The following is a 16,157-nucleotide window of genomic DNA, read 5'->3' as shown; positions in this document are numbered from 1 at the left end:
CAAAAATAAATATTTTAAATTCTTTCATTGACTTTGATAATGAGATTCATTATCATTTGTGTTAGAAAGAACATTTCGTTCTTGTTCTTTGTGAGATTGAGTGGCTGTGAAGTGAGTCCCCCTTCTCTATCGCAGCCCCACTCTTGCATAAGAATTGCGGAAATCTGGTGAAAAAAGACAATTTTATATGTTTGAAAAGATAAGTTCTCTCTTTCAAATTTTAGGCCAATCTGGCTTCTGACTTCCTAAGAAAGAACGCGAATAGCGTTTTTCTTAAGCTAGGTTTATTTTTTTTGTTTAGGATGCTTCACACTCATTTTATGCATAATCGCTACAATTGTAAAATTATTAACAAAAAGTATGTGTTCAAATAAGATGACTATTGAGGCCTCTGGGCTTTTGAACACGTACTAAAAAAGGAAACAGCAATGAAAAAAAGATACCTAGTGATTGCACTTATTCTTTTATCAATATGTTCCATTTTCATAGGGGTCACTTCCATTTCCCCGCTGGATTTATTTCGTTTAACTGATGAGAAGACGCAAATTTTGCTTATCAGCAGGCTCCCGCGCCTTATTAGCATCATCATTGCAGGCGCAAGCATTAGCATTTGCGGTTTAATTATGCAGCAGCTTAGCAGAAACAAGTTTGTATCACCAACCACAGCGGGGACGATGGATTCTGCTAGATTAGGAATCTTGGTTTCCATGCTGCTCTTTGCCTCAGCAAGTCCGCTGCAAAAAATGCTTGTTGCTTTTGTTTTTGCGTTGCTTGGCACGTATGTCTTTATGAAAATCCTTGAAAAAATCAAGTTCAAAGATGCGATTTTCATTCCGCTCGTTGGGCTGATGTTTGGGAATATCATCGGGTCGATTTCAACGTTTTTTGCTTACAAATATGATGTGATTCAAAATATGTCTGCGTGGCTGCTTGGTGATTTCTCAATGATTATGAAAGGCAGATTCGAAATCATGTACATTACAATCCCGCTCGTCATCATTGCGTATCTATTCGCAAATCAATTTACTGTAGCGGGGATGGGTGAAGATTTTGCCAAAAATTTGGGCTTGAATTATAAGCAAGTTGTGAATCTTGGTTTAATCATCGTCGCTTTGGTTACAGCATCTGTCGTGCTGACGGTTGGAATGATTCCGTTTTTAGGGTTGATTATCCCTAACATTGTGACGATTTACCAAGGTGATCATTTAAAAAACAGCTTGCTGCATACAGCGTTGTTAGGGGCAGTATTTGTTTTATTTTGTGACATTATTGGGCGAATTGTTATTTATCCGTATGAGATTCCAATTAGCTTAACTGTCGGGGTCATTGGAAGCGGTATTTTTATTTACTTGTTGATGAGGAGAAGGGCATATGGGTTATAAAGCGAAAACAGGCTTGCTTGCCATACTCTCACTGATTCTCATCGCTGCTTTTTTGTTTTATGACATTGGCCCCAATTGGGAATACGTGCTTGAAAAGCGGACATTCAAAGTAATAGCCATCGTTTTGACAGGTGCCGCCATTGCGTTTTCGACCGTCGTTTTCCAAACGATTACGAACAACCGAATTTTGACACCGAGTATTTTAGGGCTGGATTCCCTCTATCTGCTCATCCAAACTGTGGTTGTTTTTATATTCGGTTCGACGACGCTCACGAAAATGGACAATAACGTACATTTTCTTTTAACAGTTGGCCTTATGGTCCTTTTTGCAGGCGTTTTGTACAAAATTCTTTTTAAACGAAACGATCAAAACATTTACTTTTTACTGTTAATCGGTTTAATATTTGGGACTTTTTTTGAAAGCTTTTCATCATTTATGCAAGTGCTTATCGATCCGAATGAATTTCAGATCGTACAGGATAAAATGTTTGCAAGCTTCAACAATATAAAGACTGACCTTCTTGTTTTAGCAAGTGTTCTGATTTTACTCGTATCGCTTTATTTTGCCAGCTTTGTGAAATATTTAGATGTATTGGCGTTAGGACGGGATCAAGCAGTCAACCTAGGCGTTGATTATGATTATGTTGTCAAGAGGCTGTTAGTTGTCGTCGCCATTTTAATTTCAGTCGCTACTGCGTTAGTTGGCCCGATTACATTTTTAGGCCTTCTTGTTGTGAATGTAACTTATGAGTTTTTGAAAACATATCGCCACACATACTTAATTTTTGGCTCGATTTTCATCGCAATTATCGCTTTAGTCGGCGGCCAATTAATTGTTGAACGTATTTTTACTTTTTCAACTACGCTAAGCGTCATTATTAACTTCATCGGTGGTGTGTACTTTATATATTTACTGTTAAAGGAGAATAAATCATGGTAATGGTGAAAAACGTTTCCAAAAAGTATGGACAGAAGAAAGTCGTTGAGAATGTCTCTGTTAAAATTGCCAAAGGCAAAATCACGTCGTTTATCGGTCCGAACGGGGCGGGAAAAAGTACACTAATCTCAATGATTAGCCGTCTGATTGAAAACGATGAAGGGGAAATCTATATTAATGACAAGGAAATTAGGCGAGCCAAAAGCAAGGACCTTGCAAAAAAGATTTCGATTCTTAAGCAGTCAAACCATATTAACTTAAAACTAACGATACGGGAACTTGTCTCGTTTGGCCGTTTTCCTTACTCGCAAGGAAGGCTGTCTGATGAAGACTGGCAGCATGTTGACGAAGCGATCAGCTACATGGAGCTTGAGGACATGCAGCACAAATATCTTGATGAATTAAGCGGTGGCCAAAGGCAAAGAGCATACATCGCAATGGTTATTGCACAAGATACCGAATATATTCTTCTAGATGAACCGTTAAACAACTTGGATATGAAACATTCGGTACAAATTATGAAGACGCTTCGCAGGCTTGTCGATGAATTGGGTAAAACGGTTATGATCGTCATCCATGACATTAACTTTGCTTCCATTTATTCAGACTATATTGTTGCGTTAAAGGACGGAAAGATTGTGAAAGAAGGCCCAACTGAAGAAATGATCAACAATAAGGTGCTCAAAGATATTTATGATATGGACATCCAAGTCCAAAATGCCGCTTGTGGAAGAATTTGTCTTTACTTTTCATAAAAAATTGAATTAAACGCTTTGCAGCTACGGTTGTTGCAAAGCCTTTTAAAAACAATTTAATGAGAATGATTATTAATGTCATTGATCCTTTTAAGGGGTGATGCCTGAAACAGGGGTTACATCGTTATTTTTTATCGTTTGTTGGATGAAGTAAGGTTTCTAAGGTCTTTATAAGTTAAAACATTTTGAGGTGATGAGAATGAAAAAAATAGCAACCGTTTTTTTGTTCGTTTTCTTTTCAATTTTAATTGTTGGATGCGGCGCAAATAAAGAGGAAATGTCAGCAGGTTCAAAGGATAATCAAAAATCTGAAAGTGAAACATTAACGATTACTCATGAATTGGGCGAAACAAAGGTTAAGAAAAACCCTGAAAAAGTCGTCGTTTTTGATTTTGGTATTCTTGATTCCATGGATAAACTAGGCATTGAAGCTGCGGCTTTGCCAAAAACGAATATTCCTCCATACTTATCAAAATTCGAAGATGAGAAATATGCAAATGTCGGAAGCTTGAAGGAACCGGATTTTGAAAAGATTAATGAAATTCAGCCCGATTTAATTATTATTTCAGGAAGACAAATGGATTTATATGATCAATTTTCAGAAATTGCCCCAACCATTTATCTTGGGGTTGACACATCAAAATATATGGAATCGTTCACTGCAAATACAGAAACACTAGGTAAGATTTTTGAAAAGGAAGCTGAAGTTGAAAAAGAGCTTGCCCAAATCGATGAATCGATTAAAGGCTTACATGAAAAAGCCTCTGCAAGTGGTAAGAATGCTCTAATTGTATTGGCGAATGAAGGAAAAGTCAGCGCATATGGCCCATCTTCCCGATTTGGCATCATCCATGATGTGTTTGGATTTGAACCAGTAGATGAGAATCTTGAAGTCTCTACCCATGGACAAAGCATTTCATTCGAATACATTGTTGAAAAAGATCCGGACTACCTTTTCGTTATTGATAGGGGAGCAGCAATTGGCGGTGAATCATCTGCCAAGCAAGTGATTGAAAATGACTTAGTCAAAAATACTAAAGCGTATAAAGAAAAGAACATTGTTTACTTGGATCCGAACTATTGGTACCTTTCTGGCGGCGGATTAGTATCTGTTCAAGAAATGGCTAATGAAGTAGAAGCAGGCTTGAAATAAGAGGAAAAAAATTGGACGGCATCTTTTTTAAGATGGCGTCCAATTTTTTATAGCTAAGCAGCCGATGAAACTATGAAACCGAATGGGACAATACGAGTCCGCCATAAATAAAGGCAATCACGATGACGATTGCGGGATGGATTTTCCATTTTGTTAATGCTAACAGTGTGAAAAGCGCAATCCCGATTGATTGGAAATATCCTAACGAATCGATGGAAATCAAGCCAAAATCCCATGTGAGCTCAATCATTAAAACAGCGATAACAGGCTGGACTAAAATGGTCATTCCTTTGACAATATTGGACTGGCGAAATTGATTTAAAATTTTTAGCAGAATGATAAGCACAATGGCTGATGGTGCGATCGTTGCGAGGGATGTAACAATCGCACCGAGCCAACCTGCTTGCTGGAAGCCGGTAAATGCGGCAACTTTCGTGTTGATTGGCCCGGGAAGCGCATTGGCTAAAGCCAACATGTCAACGAATTCCTGCTTAGACATCCAGCCGTAATGGTCAACAATTTGGTTTTGAAGAAGGGGAATCGAAGCGGGGCCACCGCCGTACCCGAGCACGTTTGCAACGAAAAATCCCCAAAATAAATCCCAATAAATCATAAGGAAACTCCACCTTCTTTGTCTCGATCTTTCCGTTTATCGCTTATCCAATTTGAAAAACGAATATGAACCGTTCCGTATGCAAGAAAAATAATAATTGCAATAACTGGGTGAACGTGAAACACCATTAACAGGAGAAATGCGATAACACCAAAGATGGCGCCATAGACTTGTCCTAAGCCTTTCCATGTTTTCACGCAAAATTCGTATGCAATCAGACCGAGCATAACTGCGATAATTGGACGGACTGCCGCTATCATCCCTGCGACAATCGCTGATTCTTTCAGTGTATACATGACGCTCAGCAAGGCAATAATTGCTAGACTAGTAGGTAAAATATGTGCGAGCACGGCAATCACAGCACCGAGCGCCCCTTTTTGCTGGTAGCCAATTTGCGCAGCCATCTTTGTAGCGATCGGCCCTGGAAGTGCGTTGGCAAAGGCTAACACTTCAGCGAATTCTTCATCTTTCATCCATTTGTAGCGGTTGACTGCCTCGTGTTTAAACAAAGGAATAACTGACGGCCCGCCGCCATAGCCAAAAATTCCGGCACGTAACATTGCGGCCGCAATTTCGTAATAAGATTTTAAATCCATGTCATCGTCCTCCAATGAAGCCCTCTATTCGGATACCTATTCTCTGAATTTTTGAGAGTTATCGATTTTAAATGTCTTATAATTTCATTCCCATTCGGCTTTTGTATCTTTTCAGGAGCATTTGAGATTCCACTTTGACAATTCCAGGAGTTGAGTACAACGTTTCAAGCATGAACGTTTCCATTTCCTGCATATTTTTAAAGATGCCATGCATATGTAACGTACTTGGCCCAGTCATATGATATAAACTGGTAACCGATGGATGCATCGATAATTTTTCGGCAATTTCATGCAAATGCTTCGGTTCTACATCAACATTAAAGAAGGCGGAAACGTGGATCCCGACTCTTGTGGGATTGACAACAACTGTAAATCGTTCAATGACGCCTTTTTCAATTAATGTTTGGATGCGTGATTGAACGGCAACGCGTGAAAGCCCAATCTGTTTGCCGAGTTCGGTATAAGAGACGCGGCTATTTTCATAGAGTGCTTCTAAAATGCTTTGATCGATTTCGTCCAAATTAAGCGGCGGCAGCTCATTCCAACCGGTATTTTCCATCAAGAACCTCCAAAATTTTCGATTTGCAAAAAGAAATATAAATTTTAGAAACGTTAACATTTTGTAAACGTTCTATCGTTTATGCTTTCGATATGATATATTATACCGAGATTTAAATTGCAAATCAATTGATTTTTGACAATTTAAATAAACTTTCCATAAACGGTTGGAGTAAAATGTTATACTACGTTATAGACTAGGAATAATAGAGAGAGGTTTATCTATGGAACTCGCATTAAAACGCAAGAAACAAGTTGGCGCAAAAAAGGAACTGTACAGTTTGGGGACGAGCCATTTTATTAACGATTTAATGACGACAGGAATTGTTCCTGCTCTTTTGCCATTGTATAAACAAGCCTTCAATCTTACATACACACAGGCAGGCGTCATTTTATTAGTGTCTACCATTGCATCATCGGTGATGCAGCCAGTGTTTGGTTTTTTTACAGATAAGTATCCAAGGTCATGGTTTTTACCGTTTAGCGTTTTGTTGACGGGATTGGGATTGAGTGCTACAGGCTACGTCAATTCGTATGTATGGCTGTTACTTGCGATCGCCGTCTCGGGGATTGGCTCCGGTATTTTCCATCCCGAGGCATCCAGGGGTGCCCATTTGGCCGCAGGCAATGCAAAGGGAGCGGCGCAGGCTATTTTTCAAGTTGGGGGCAACTTTGGCCAAGCGGTTGGACCGCTTATGATTCCGCTTTTTTTATTGGCGACTGGTGTGAAAGGCCTCGGCTGGTTTGCGTTGTTTGGGCTTTTAGGCGCATTGCTTCTTATGAGTATTGTACCGTGGTATCGGGAGAGTTTGGAAAATGCCCGCCTTACGAAAAAGAAATCATCAGCTGGACAACGCCACATTTTAGGATTGATCGGCCTGACAATCGTTGTAACGCTGCGTTCTTGGACTCATATCGGCGTGGCAGCTTATTTGCCGTTTTTCTATTTGCAGCAAAATATTTCTTTAGCCGTTGCGGATATGTACACTTTCTTATTTTTAGGAGCTGGTGCGGTAGGAACATTTATCGGAGGAAGGTATTCGGATTACATTAGCCATAAATGGCTCTTGTTTGGCTCTATGTTTTTGACCATTCCATTTGCATGGCTTTTGCCGCATTCGAGCGGTGTATATACGACCATTATTTTAATCTTGTTTGGGTTTTTTGTGCTTTCTTCATTTGTGATTACCGTTGTGTATGGCCAAATGATGCTTCCAAATAATATTGGGCTTGCTTCAGGTCTTATGATTGGGCTTGCGGTAGGTGCGGGGGGAATTGGCGCTACCTTTTTGGGCTGGATTTCCGATCACTTTGGAGTTGCATTTGTTTTTGATTTATTTGTCATTCTTCCTGTGATTGCAACGATCGCCTCACTGTTTTTGCCAAGCGAGAAAAAACTTCTCGGAACAGAGAAAGAAGGGTAACGAAGAAAAAAGCAAAAGGGCGCTGTCATTTTTCGGCGTCCTTTTGCTTATTTTTGATTTTTAGCTTGCTTAAAAAATTAGGACAATGAAACAAGGTTGTGCCTGTAACGTGAAAGGAAATGACTTATTGGAGGCGGCTAGGTTTGTGGCAGTGGTATCACTTCTTCGATTCTTAAGTCTTGAAGTAGGGGTCTTACGGACGGTTGCGCGTGATAAATAAAAAACTTTTCAAAACAATCATCAACATGCTATAATGTTCACACAATTGTAACAAACTCAAAAGAGAAGGAGCTGGTTTCATGCAATTCCTGAAAAAGTCTTTGAAATATATGGTTATCGGGAATGCAACTGTCTTATTTACATTATTGCTCCTGCCGGTTTTTTTAGTTACGAATCAGGTTGATGCATTAAGCAGCATAATTGATTTTCTTTGGAAGCAAGATTTGTAATTCCGGTGAAAACTTTTCTCCGGAATTTTTTTCCGTCAAATACCAAGACTTCACATTACTATTCAATTGCCTATATCTAATTTATAATATGTATATTCATCGAATAACTTGGAGGTGCATTCCTTGGAGTCTCGGTTAGCGAAAACAGATACTATAAAGAACTTTTTTATCGAAAACCAATCAGAGTTTTCTAAACAGTTGCTTGAAGAGGCAATTAATGTAAGGGATAAAATAAACGAAATCCATCGAATTGGAAATATTGATTTAATCTCGAATGCGAACCGATTGGCCCTTTACGTCGTAGAAGGGAAAAGGGATGAGCTCGTTGAATTTGCAAAGGTTGAAGGAGAAGCCTGGGCTTGCCATGAACTTACGGTCTCATTTAAATTAGAATGGCTGCAGGCGATTCACCGCGTGCTTTGGAGATTTTTATATCATTTTGAATGTATGCAGGAAAAGGAAGCGGATAGAGAAGCTTTCTTTACACTGGAAAGAAACATAAATGAAATGATGGATATTTTTCTGAATACTTTCTTTTTAAGCTTTTCGGATTTTAAAGAAAGAAGATTAAAAACGCAGCAGGAATTAATTGAAAATTTGTCTGTTCCGATCATTCCAATAACAGATTCCGTGAGCATTTTGCCATTAATTGGTGAGATTGACCCACCGCGCATTCAAACGATTAAAGAAAAACTATTGAGGCAAATCAGCGTTTTAAAAATCAGCACGATCATTATCGACTTTTCGGGAGTCACGATCCTCGAACGCCAAATAACTGAAGAAATAAAAAAAGTGCTTCAAGGTGTGAAAATGATGGGATGCAAGCCCATTATTACTGGTCTCCGCCCTAAGACCGTTCAGACAATGATGGACTTTTGCGTGGCATTAGAGGAATACGCTGAAACGAAAGGCACGCTTCAAAAAGCATTGAATAGCTATTTTAAATAAAAAAGGGTGCCACGGGCACCTCTTATTAAAAAATAAGTGTCAATCGGCAGTTCGCCAATTCAATCAAGTCCAACCTCTCACTTCTAAGAAAGACGCCTGTTTTCCTTATTTACCCCAATGTTTATCTATAAAGGAAGCCCTTCCTGACCCAATCCGGTAGCGGTTATAATGCACTGGATTTTTTTTATGGTAACCCTGATGGTATTCTTCTGCTTCGTAAAATGTTGAAGCTGGTAAAATAAGTGTCGCAATCGGTTTTGAGAATTTCTTGCTTTCTTCTAATTCTTTTTTTGATTTCTCAGCTTCCCGTTTTTGTTCTTCACTATGGTAAAAAATTGCGGTTCGGTACGAGGAGCCTCGATCAAAAAATTGCCCGCCAGGATCAGTCGGATCGATTTGTTGCCAAAAAATTTCGAGAAGTTTTCGATAAGGAAAAACAGCCGGATCAAACGTAATTTGAACTGCTTCAAAATGGCCTGTCGTGTCAGAACATACTTCTTCATATGTTGGATTTTCCGTATGTCCTCCTGTGTAGCCTGAAACGACTTTTTTAATGCCTGGCATTTCCTCAAATGGAGAAACCATGCACCAGAAACAACCGCCAGCGAAAGTAGCAAGTTCATTCGAGGAATTGCTCTTTGAATGGTCCATGTAAGTCATACTCCTTTCAGTGCTGCTTTATCGAAAATGACTGTAAAGTTAGGGTGGTTTTTCAATGCGGATGCCGGGAAACTTTCGTCGATGTTCCCATGTAAAAGTTTGTGAAGCGCTTCTGCTTTAGCTTCTCCAGAAATCAGCAATAAAATTTCTTTGCTTTTTAAAATCGATGCAATACCCATTGTAATTGCTTTCGTTGGCACTTCCTCAATGCTTGAAAAAAAACGTGAATTCACATCGCGGGTGTTTGGTGTCAAATCAACGACATGTGTCACAGAGTTGAAAGGTGTGCCTGGTTCATTAAACCCGATGTGCCCATTTTGCCCAATGCCAAGCAGCTGTAAATCAAGCCCGCCGAGTTCGTCAATCATCGCCTCATATTTTTTACATTCTGCCTTTAAATCTTCCGCAGTTCCATTAGGCACATGTGTATTTTTTTTATTAATATTGATTGAATCAAAGAGCTGTTCATCCATAAAAAAACGATAACTGCTCGGATGATCAGCATTAAGGCCTACATATTCATCCAGATTGACTGTGATGATGTCTTCGTATGATGTGCCATTTCTTTTATGATCTTCAATCATCAGTTTGTACGAGCCAACTGGTGTGCTTCCCGTGGCAAGCCCCAATTTCGCGGATGGATTCTGCTTTACTTTGTTTATGATGATTTCTGCCGCTTTTTTACTTAACTCTTCATACGTATCGACCTGTATAACGTTCATATGATCATCCTCTCCCGTTAATTTTTTTATTATAACATTTTCACTTGTTCGTTGCTTATTTTTTATAAAGGTAGTTTTCACATGTTTGACACGCAGTGCTTTATAAAAGAATAACAGTCTATGGTACACTATGTTTGAAAATAAGAAAAGTCAACGGCAATTAAGCAGAAGATGGTATTTTCGCAGTAAAGGGGAGTTATAGATGCTGTTTAAAAAGCGCTTCATAGGTTTGTCTATGTTGACATTCCTTTTATTATTGCTTACAGCGTGCGGCGGAACAAAGCTTTCGGATGAAGGGAATGACGTTTCCGGACAAGACTGGATTGTTGAAAATTTCACTTCAACAACTGAAAGTGGTGAACAACTCTCTTTAAAAGATTTGGAAGGAAAGGTTTGGCTTGCTGACTTTATCTTTTCAAACTGCACATCGGTTTGCGGCCCGATGTCTGCCCATATGTCAAAGATTCAACAATTGCTAGAGGATGAAGATGTGGACGTTCCCATTGTTTCGTTTACGGTCGATCCGGAACGCGATACGCCGGAAGCTTTAAAGAAGTATGCTGATCAGTACGGGGCAAACCTCACAACTTGGCATTTTGTGACAGGCTATTCATTTGAAGAGATTAAAGAGCTTTCCGTCAATTCGTTTAAGTCGCCATTGGAAAAGCCAATGAAAGGCGACGATCAGTTTTCGCATGGCGTTTACTTTTACCTCATTCAAAATGACAAAATTATAAAAACCTATAATGGCGTAAAAGATACTCCGATTGAAGCGATTGTCCAGGACGCCAAAGCACTGAAAAAAGACATGCAATAAAGTGAAAGGAGCATCCTTGTAATGAAAAAATATGCACTCGTTGTTTTTGTAATGGCTTTTGTTTTTCTTGCAGCATGCGGCAATTCAAATGGGGAACAAAATCAGACACAGGCAGATGCCGATAAGGCGTTACTGCCTTTGGAGGTGGAAATTTTAACAGCAGAAGACGCCTTTAAGCCTGGAGAAGAAGGCAAAATTGAAATAAAAGTAACGGAAGGCGAAGAAACGGTTTCTGATGCAGATGAAGTGCTATTTGAAATTTGGCAGCATGGCAAGCAAGAGGAATCCGAAAAAATAGAGGGCCATAATGACGGAGAAGGCATGTATTCGCTTGTCTATACGTTTGAAAAAGAAGGCATTTATTATGTTGTTCCCCATGTAACTGCAAGAGGGAAGCATAACATGCCAAAAAAAGAATTTAACGTTGGGAATGTTAAAAAACCAACAGATTCGGAAGAACAGGACAATGACCATCATCACGGACATCACGGCGACTCCGGCCATCACCATGATGAGAATTTCTCGATTCATATTGTCAAACCTGATATACTAAAAGCAGCAGAAAACGCCGTTTGGCATGTTCATTTAGCGAAGGATGGCAAGCCATTCACAGATGCTGCAGTGCGTTACGAATATTGGAAAACCGGTGAAGAAAAACATACGTTTATCGAAGCGAAAGAAAGCAAGGACGGCGAGTATACTGCTGAATGGAAGTTTGAAAGCCCGGGTGAATATCACGTACAGGTTCACGTTGAAAAAGGCGAGCTTCATGAGCATAAAGAAGAATCGTTTCAAGTCGAATAATTCGATTTGATTGGATTGAAGGTTATTTGAAAATACCTCAATTCCGTTATAAGAGGAGTGAAGTTGCATGTGGCAACAGATAAGCAATAGTTTCGGTTTTCAAGCGCTATGGAGCCCTTGGTTTATCGTGCTTACGATTGCGCTTGCGGTTTTATATTTATGGGCGACAGGGAAAGGAAGACACCGTTTTGCAGAAGCGGAACGGGTGCCTGTTTATAAAAAGATTTTATTTTTGCTCGGATTATTTTTCTTCTATCTCGGATTTGGAGGGCCGCTTTATCTAGTTGGCCATATTATGTTTAGCATTCATATGATTCAAATGGTGGCCAGCCTTTTGCTCGTTCCACCGCTGCTTATACTTGGTTCGCCAAAATGGCTGTTAAAAGCGGTTGTTTTAAAAATTCCCTTCAAAAGGGTTCTTAAATTCTTTGTCCATCCCATTCCAGCCATTTTGCTGTTCAATGTCATGTTCTCGTTTTACCATATTCCGGTAATTTTTGATTATTTGATGGTAAATAAAACGGGCCATGACGTCTATCAAGTCTTTTTGTTTATCGCAGCGTTCATTATGTGGTGGACAGTCATTGCGCCGGTTCCTGAATGGAACAGGCTGTCTGAACTGCAAAGGGTAGGCCTGATTTTCTTGGACGGCATGCTGTTAACGCCAGCGTGCGCTTTGATTATCTTTGCTGAAAATCCTGTATATGAAACGTTTACGAACCCTGTTGCATGGGCAACGGCATTAAGCCTCTGCCTCCCTGGAACACAGACCGTTCCACCAGAGTTAATTGAACAGTTTATGCCACTTAACCTTTTGGAAGATCAGCGTTTAGGCGGCGTGTTAATGAAGGTTGTTCAAGAGGTTGTGTACGGTTCATTTCTTGGCTATGTATTTTTCCAATGGGTACGCAGGGAGAGACAAGAAGACGAGCTTGAGCAGGAAAAAATGGAGCTTGCTCCTGAATATAAGTAGCTGTTAAGCCGGCGATTTACTTTCGAGTAAATTGCCGATTTCTTTTTTATATTCCTTTTCTACAATCAGTTCATATTGCTGCCCCGAAAGGGTGTTAATGATAAGCCGGCCGTTTGGATACTGGCTGCTTGTAATAGGAAACCAATCTAATGTGTAAGAATGAACGTCTTCCCAGCGGATGAACTTATCGGTAACAGCGATTCCTTTTTCACCGATTTTGCCTTGACGGAACAGGGTGGCAAAACTGGAAAGAGCAGTAATCGCCGCAAAATAAATCGGCATGATTTGAATCAGTTTGAAATAGGCAATTCCTAAAAGACAACCTCCCCATAGAACAATGGCTACAATAATAAAGACCCAAAAATTAGTTTTATTTTTATCCAAGGGTTTTGCGCGGAGCGGCCGTTTATGAATGGGTTCACAGCGTTTTATCGTAAGCTGGACACGGATCCCTTGTACGATTGTATAAATGATGAATAGTACACCCAATCCATTCAATATCCAAAGAAGAACAGCCTCCATATCGAATGCCCCCTTTCTCTTACAAGTATACAAGAGCCATAAGAAAATGTCAGTGCTTTCCAGGCAATGGCATTTTTTTTATTGACAATAAATGAAGTACCAGTGTATTATATAACTAATACACCGTAACATTTTAATTGGAGGTAGAAAAATGAACGCATGGGGCGGTTTGCTTAAAAAGGAATTTCGGTTAGGGTTGCCAGGATTGTATTTGGCATTAGTGCTTTTAGCGATATGGTTTGGTTTTGGAGGCTTTTTACAATGGAAATGGAATGAACCGGGGATACTTTTTGGGTTTTCGGTGGCGGCAATTGTTTTTCATATTTTTTACTTGCCGGTTTATATGTTGATGAGTGCAAACGGGGAAAAAGGCAGGATGCATTTATGGCTTCATAGTCCACATTCCGGCACTGCTTTACTTTTGGCGAAACTACTCAATGGGATATTCGCCATGTTGGTTTCTCTTTGCATTTCACTAGGGATTTTTTTCTTTGCTTTTAATCTAAACAATGCGATCGTTCAAGATGCGCTTGCTCAATTAAATCATAAGCTAGTACTTGTTATTCAAGTTTTGGTACATCTTATCGGCGCGTCTATTTATTTGACGATTTGGGGCATCTTCTTATGGGTGTTAAGCATTGTCTTAAAAAGAGTGACAGGAAAATTCAATTGGGTTGCAATGCTTTTCATCATCATCATTGGACTTTCTTTAATCAACAGTTGGGAATCGTCAAGTCTTTTTGACATGTTGACACACTGGGGCAGTTTTTCAATTAGTATTTCGGGATTTGAAATGATCGTACAAGATGAAATGGTAGATTTCCAATCTGAAGGCATCGGCAAAATATTTCTCGGTAAGTATGTTTACTATGCAATTGTGGCATTGATTGTATTTTTCGCTTCTGGCTGGATGCTTGACAGAAAAGTTGAGGTGTAGCAAATGAAGGACGAATTCAATGCATCGAAGCCGATTTACTTTCAATTGGCAGAACGGATCAATCGGCAAATTGTCCGCAATGAATTGCATGCTGGCGATAAATTGTTATCCGTGAGGGAAATGGCGGTGCAATCAGGCGTGAATCCAAATACGGTGCAACGGACCTATAGCGAATTGGAAAGGATGGGAATTGTGGAAACGAGAAGAGGGCAAGGGACATTCGTAACCGAAAACGTAGACGTGCTTACAAATTTGCGTGAAACAATGAAAGAAGAATATATTTCTAACTTCGTAAACGATATGAAAGAATTGGGTTTTTCTGAAGATGAGATGATGGCAGGGCTTACTGATTATTTTTACGCAGCGAATGAAAAGAGGGGCGAACAAGAATGATCGAATTCTCAAATGTTTCGAAACGATATTTAGCGAAGAAAGCATTGGATGACGTGTCATTTACGCTTCCTGAAGGAAAAATCATTGGGGTAGTCGGAGAGAATGGAAGCGGAAAATCAACAACCCTGAAATTAATGGCCGGGCTTATCCGCCCGACAAAAGGGACGGTAACCATTAACAACCGACGTGTTGACCGGAAAATTTGTGAAATCGTCGCTTATTTATCTGAGCTGGATGCTTATTATCCTTTTTATACAGTTGAAGAGCATATCGATTTTTTTGCCAGCCAATTTTTCGATTTTAATAAAGAAAAGGCAGATCGAATTATAGCGTTTATGAAGCTAGATCGGAAAGCAAAGGTAAAGACGCTTTCCAAAGGAAATCGCGGCAGGCTGAAAATTGCTTTAACCCTTGCGAGGGAAGTGCCGATTTATTTTAATGGATGAGCCGTTTTCGGGCCTTGATCCGATGGTGAGGGAATCAATCGTTAAAGGATTGATTTCATTTATCGACCTGGAAAAGCAGACGGTTATTCTCACTACTCATGAAATTCATGAAGTTGATCCACTGTTAGATACTGTTATGTTGATGAAGGATGGGAAAGTGATACAAATGAAAGACGTTGAGGAATTGCGCCAAGAACGAAACATCGGTGTAGTAGAATGGATGAAAGAAACATATTAATTATTATTTTAAGATTTCTATATAAATACCCTATAAAGCAGCCTACTTTTTAAAGTGTCAGCTTTATAGGGTATATTGGTAATTAGTTTTAATATATATTTATTGATAGACTTTTATTTTTACCGTTCGGACGCCCCAATTGAGGGCTTTTTTCTTGGTAGGCATGTGCAGGTCAATTTTATTGCCTTTCATTGCGCCCCCTGTATCTCCTGCAATCGCTTCACCGTATCCTTCAACCCAAACTTTTGATCCGAGCGGAATCTGCTTTGGATCGACAGAAATGACTTTTGCATTTGGATTTTTCTTTAAATTGATGCCTGTAGCCGTAATTCCACTGCATCCTTTGCAACTGGCTGTATACGCGGTTGCTTTAACTGTCATTGTTTTATATGCTGGTTTTTTGCTAGCTTTTTTTGCGGTTGCTTGTTTTTTATTTGTTGCTGCTTTTGTCGCTTTTTTCGCCGTTGGCTTTGCGACCTTTAACACTTGGTTTGGTTTAATAAGATCCTTTTTTAAACCATTCCAGCTTTTTAATTGATTCACACTCACTTTATGTTTTGTAGCAATTTTCCATAATGTGTCGCCTTTTTTTACTTTATATGTAGTTGAAGCTGCGGAAGAAACCCCCGAAAAACTAAATAGGATAATGCAAGTAGTAACAAGTGAAATTACTATCTTTTTCATTTAACAATCCCCTTTGTAAATGATAGGAAGATTATACCAACTGAATATGACAGAATGATTACAAAGAGATAGTTTTTATATTACAAGGATAAATTAGGCAGTGCTGCTTTATATATAATATGGATGGATCTTATTATAAAAAGGAG

Annotated in this window: 18 protein-coding genes and 2 pseudogenes; 13 read left to right on the top strand and 7 right to left on the bottom strand. The window is 39.4% G+C overall.

All coding sequences use genetic code 11. The features are described from left to right. Positions 1-428 precede the first annotated feature (428 nt). The 4 genes from DCC39_RS11900 to DCC39_RS11885 all read left to right on the top strand — a co-directional run bounded on the left by DCC39_RS11900 (position 429) and on the right by DCC39_RS11885 (position 4,227). Entirely contained in the window at positions 429-1,382 is a 954-nt protein-coding gene (locus DCC39_RS11900; RefSeq protein ID WP_116555123.1) for an ABC transporter permease, read from the top strand. Next, the gene (locus tag DCC39_RS11895) at positions 1,372-2,322 is read left to right on the top strand and encodes an iron chelate uptake ABC transporter family permease subunit (protein ID WP_116555122.1); all 951 of its coding nucleotides are present in this window, start codon (positions 1,372-1,374) and stop codon (positions 2,320-2,322) included. Before DCC39_RS11900 ends, DCC39_RS11895 begins: the two co-directional genes overlap by 11 nt. Further along, complete coding sequence (locus DCC39_RS11890) at positions 2,316-3,074, top strand: iron ABC transporter ATP-binding protein (protein ID WP_116555121.1); 759 nt, start codon at positions 2,316-2,318, stop codon at positions 3,072-3,074. The genes DCC39_RS11895 and DCC39_RS11890 overlap by 7 nt, the downstream gene beginning before the upstream one ends. 199 nt (positions 3,075-3,273) lie before the next feature. Further along, positions 3,274-4,227 (top strand): siderophore ABC transporter substrate-binding protein, encoded by a 954-nt coding sequence (locus DCC39_RS11885; RefSeq protein WP_165820852.1) that lies wholly within the window; start codon positions 3,274-3,276, stop codon positions 4,225-4,227. A gap of 70 nt (positions 4,228-4,297) precedes the next feature. Here DCC39_RS11885 and DCC39_RS11880 read toward each other — a convergent pair whose 3' ends face one another. From DCC39_RS11880 to DCC39_RS11870, 3 genes are all read right to left on the bottom strand, one after another. Beyond that, positions 4,298-4,840, bottom strand: a complete 543-nt coding sequence (locus DCC39_RS11880) for a chromate transporter (protein WP_116555119.1) — start codon at positions 4,838-4,840, stop codon at positions 4,298-4,300. Then, positions 4,837-5,436: a chromate transporter gene (locus tag DCC39_RS11875; RefSeq protein WP_116555118.1), complete on the bottom strand. Its 600-nt coding sequence runs from the start codon at positions 5,434-5,436 to the stop codon at positions 4,837-4,839. Before DCC39_RS11875 ends, DCC39_RS11880 begins: the two co-directional genes overlap by 4 nt. Before the next feature lie 76 nt (positions 5,437-5,512). Further along, on the bottom strand, positions 5,513-5,995 hold the full coding sequence (locus tag DCC39_RS11870; protein WP_116555117.1) for an Lrp/AsnC family transcriptional regulator: 483 nt from the start codon (positions 5,993-5,995) through the stop codon (positions 5,513-5,515). Between the two features lie 223 nt (positions 5,996-6,218). On the opposite strand from DCC39_RS11870, the gene DCC39_RS11865 reads away from it, so the two are divergent. From DCC39_RS11865 to DCC39_RS11860, 3 genes are all read left to right on the top strand, one after another. Beyond that, positions 6,219-7,418 carry an MFS transporter gene (locus DCC39_RS11865; RefSeq protein WP_116555116.1) on the top strand — a complete coding sequence of 400 codons (1,200 nt, stop codon included), beginning with the start codon at positions 6,219-6,221 and terminating at the stop codon, positions 7,416-7,418. 299 nt (positions 7,419-7,717) lie between these two features. Then, positions 7,718-7,867 (top strand): hypothetical protein, encoded by a 150-nt coding sequence (locus DCC39_RS19120; RefSeq protein WP_165820851.1) that lies wholly within the window; start codon positions 7,718-7,720, stop codon positions 7,865-7,867. Positions 7,868-7,981: 114 nt separating this feature from the next. Then, positions 7,982-8,815, top strand: coding sequence for an STAS domain-containing protein (locus DCC39_RS11860; protein ID WP_407071853.1), 834 nt, complete (start codon positions 7,982-7,984; stop codon positions 8,813-8,815). A 114-nt stretch (positions 8,816-8,929) separates the two neighbouring features. On the opposite strand, the pseudogene msrA reads toward DCC39_RS11860, so the two are convergent. Together msrA and nagB are read right to left on the bottom strand one after the other, a co-directional pair. Beyond that, positions 8,930-9,466, bottom strand: a pseudogene (gene msrA / locus DCC39_RS11855) (peptide-methionine (S)-S-oxide reductase MsrA); the annotation flags it as partial. 5 nt (positions 9,467-9,471) lie between these two features. Continuing rightward, a complete protein-coding gene (nagB, locus tag DCC39_RS11850; RefSeq protein WP_116555113.1) occupies positions 9,472-10,197 on the bottom strand; it encodes a glucosamine-6-phosphate deaminase in 726 nt (241 codons plus the stop codon). 202 nt (positions 10,198-10,399) lie between these two features. Here nagB and DCC39_RS11845 point away from each other — a divergent pair, with 202 nt between their 5' ends. The 3 genes from DCC39_RS11845 to ctaG all read left to right on the top strand — a co-directional run bounded on the left by DCC39_RS11845 (position 10,400) and on the right by ctaG (position 12,791). Continuing rightward, positions 10,400-11,014: an SCO family protein gene (locus DCC39_RS11845; RefSeq protein WP_240613626.1), complete on the top strand. Its 615-nt coding sequence runs from the start codon at positions 10,400-10,402 to the stop codon at positions 11,012-11,014. Between the two features lie 21 nt (positions 11,015-11,035). Continuing rightward, on the top strand, positions 11,036-11,818 hold the full coding sequence (locus tag DCC39_RS11840) for a FixH family protein (protein ID WP_116555112.1): 783 nt from the start codon (positions 11,036-11,038) through the stop codon (positions 11,816-11,818). Between the two features lie 67 nt (positions 11,819-11,885). After that, positions 11,886-12,791 carry a cytochrome c oxidase assembly factor CtaG gene (ctaG, locus tag DCC39_RS11835; RefSeq protein WP_116555111.1) on the top strand — a complete coding sequence of 302 codons (906 nt, stop codon included), beginning with the start codon at positions 11,886-11,888 and terminating at the stop codon, positions 12,789-12,791. A gap of 3 nt (positions 12,792-12,794) precedes the next feature. On the opposite strand, the gene DCC39_RS11830 is transcribed toward ctaG, so the two are convergent. Then, entirely contained in the window at positions 12,795-13,313 is a 519-nt protein-coding gene (locus tag DCC39_RS11830) for a DUF5673 domain-containing protein (RefSeq protein WP_116555110.1), read from the bottom strand. A gap of 151 nt (positions 13,314-13,464) precedes the next feature. On the opposite strand from DCC39_RS11830, the gene DCC39_RS11825 reads away from it, so the two are divergent. From DCC39_RS11825 to DCC39_RS11815, 3 genes and pseudogenes are all read left to right on the top strand, one after another. Then, on the top strand, positions 13,465-14,250 hold the full coding sequence (locus DCC39_RS11825) for a hypothetical protein (RefSeq protein WP_116555109.1): 786 nt from the start codon (positions 13,465-13,467) through the stop codon (positions 14,248-14,250). Positions 14,251-14,253: 3 nt separating this feature from the next. Continuing rightward, the gene (locus DCC39_RS11820) at positions 14,254-14,643 is read left to right on the top strand and encodes a GntR family transcriptional regulator (RefSeq protein WP_116555108.1); all 390 of its coding nucleotides are present in this window, start codon (positions 14,254-14,256) and stop codon (positions 14,641-14,643) included. Then, positions 14,640-15,327, top strand: a pseudogene (locus DCC39_RS11815) (ABC transporter ATP-binding protein). Before DCC39_RS11820 ends, DCC39_RS11815 begins: the two are co-directional and overlap by 4 nt. 99 nt (positions 15,328-15,426) lie before the next feature. Here DCC39_RS11815 and DCC39_RS11810 read toward each other — a convergent pair. Next, complete coding sequence (locus DCC39_RS11810) at positions 15,427-16,011, bottom strand: 3D domain-containing protein (protein ID WP_116555107.1); 585 nt, start codon at positions 16,009-16,011, stop codon at positions 15,427-15,429. Positions 16,012-16,157 lie beyond the last annotated feature (146 nt).

The organism is Pueribacillus theae (assembly GCF_003097615.1).
GTDB classification, from domain to species: domain Bacteria; phylum Bacillota; class Bacilli; order Bacillales; family UBA6769; genus Pueribacillus; species Pueribacillus theae.
Note: the sequence above shows the minus strand (reverse complement) of the source record. Positions and strands in the feature narration are given on the sequence as shown.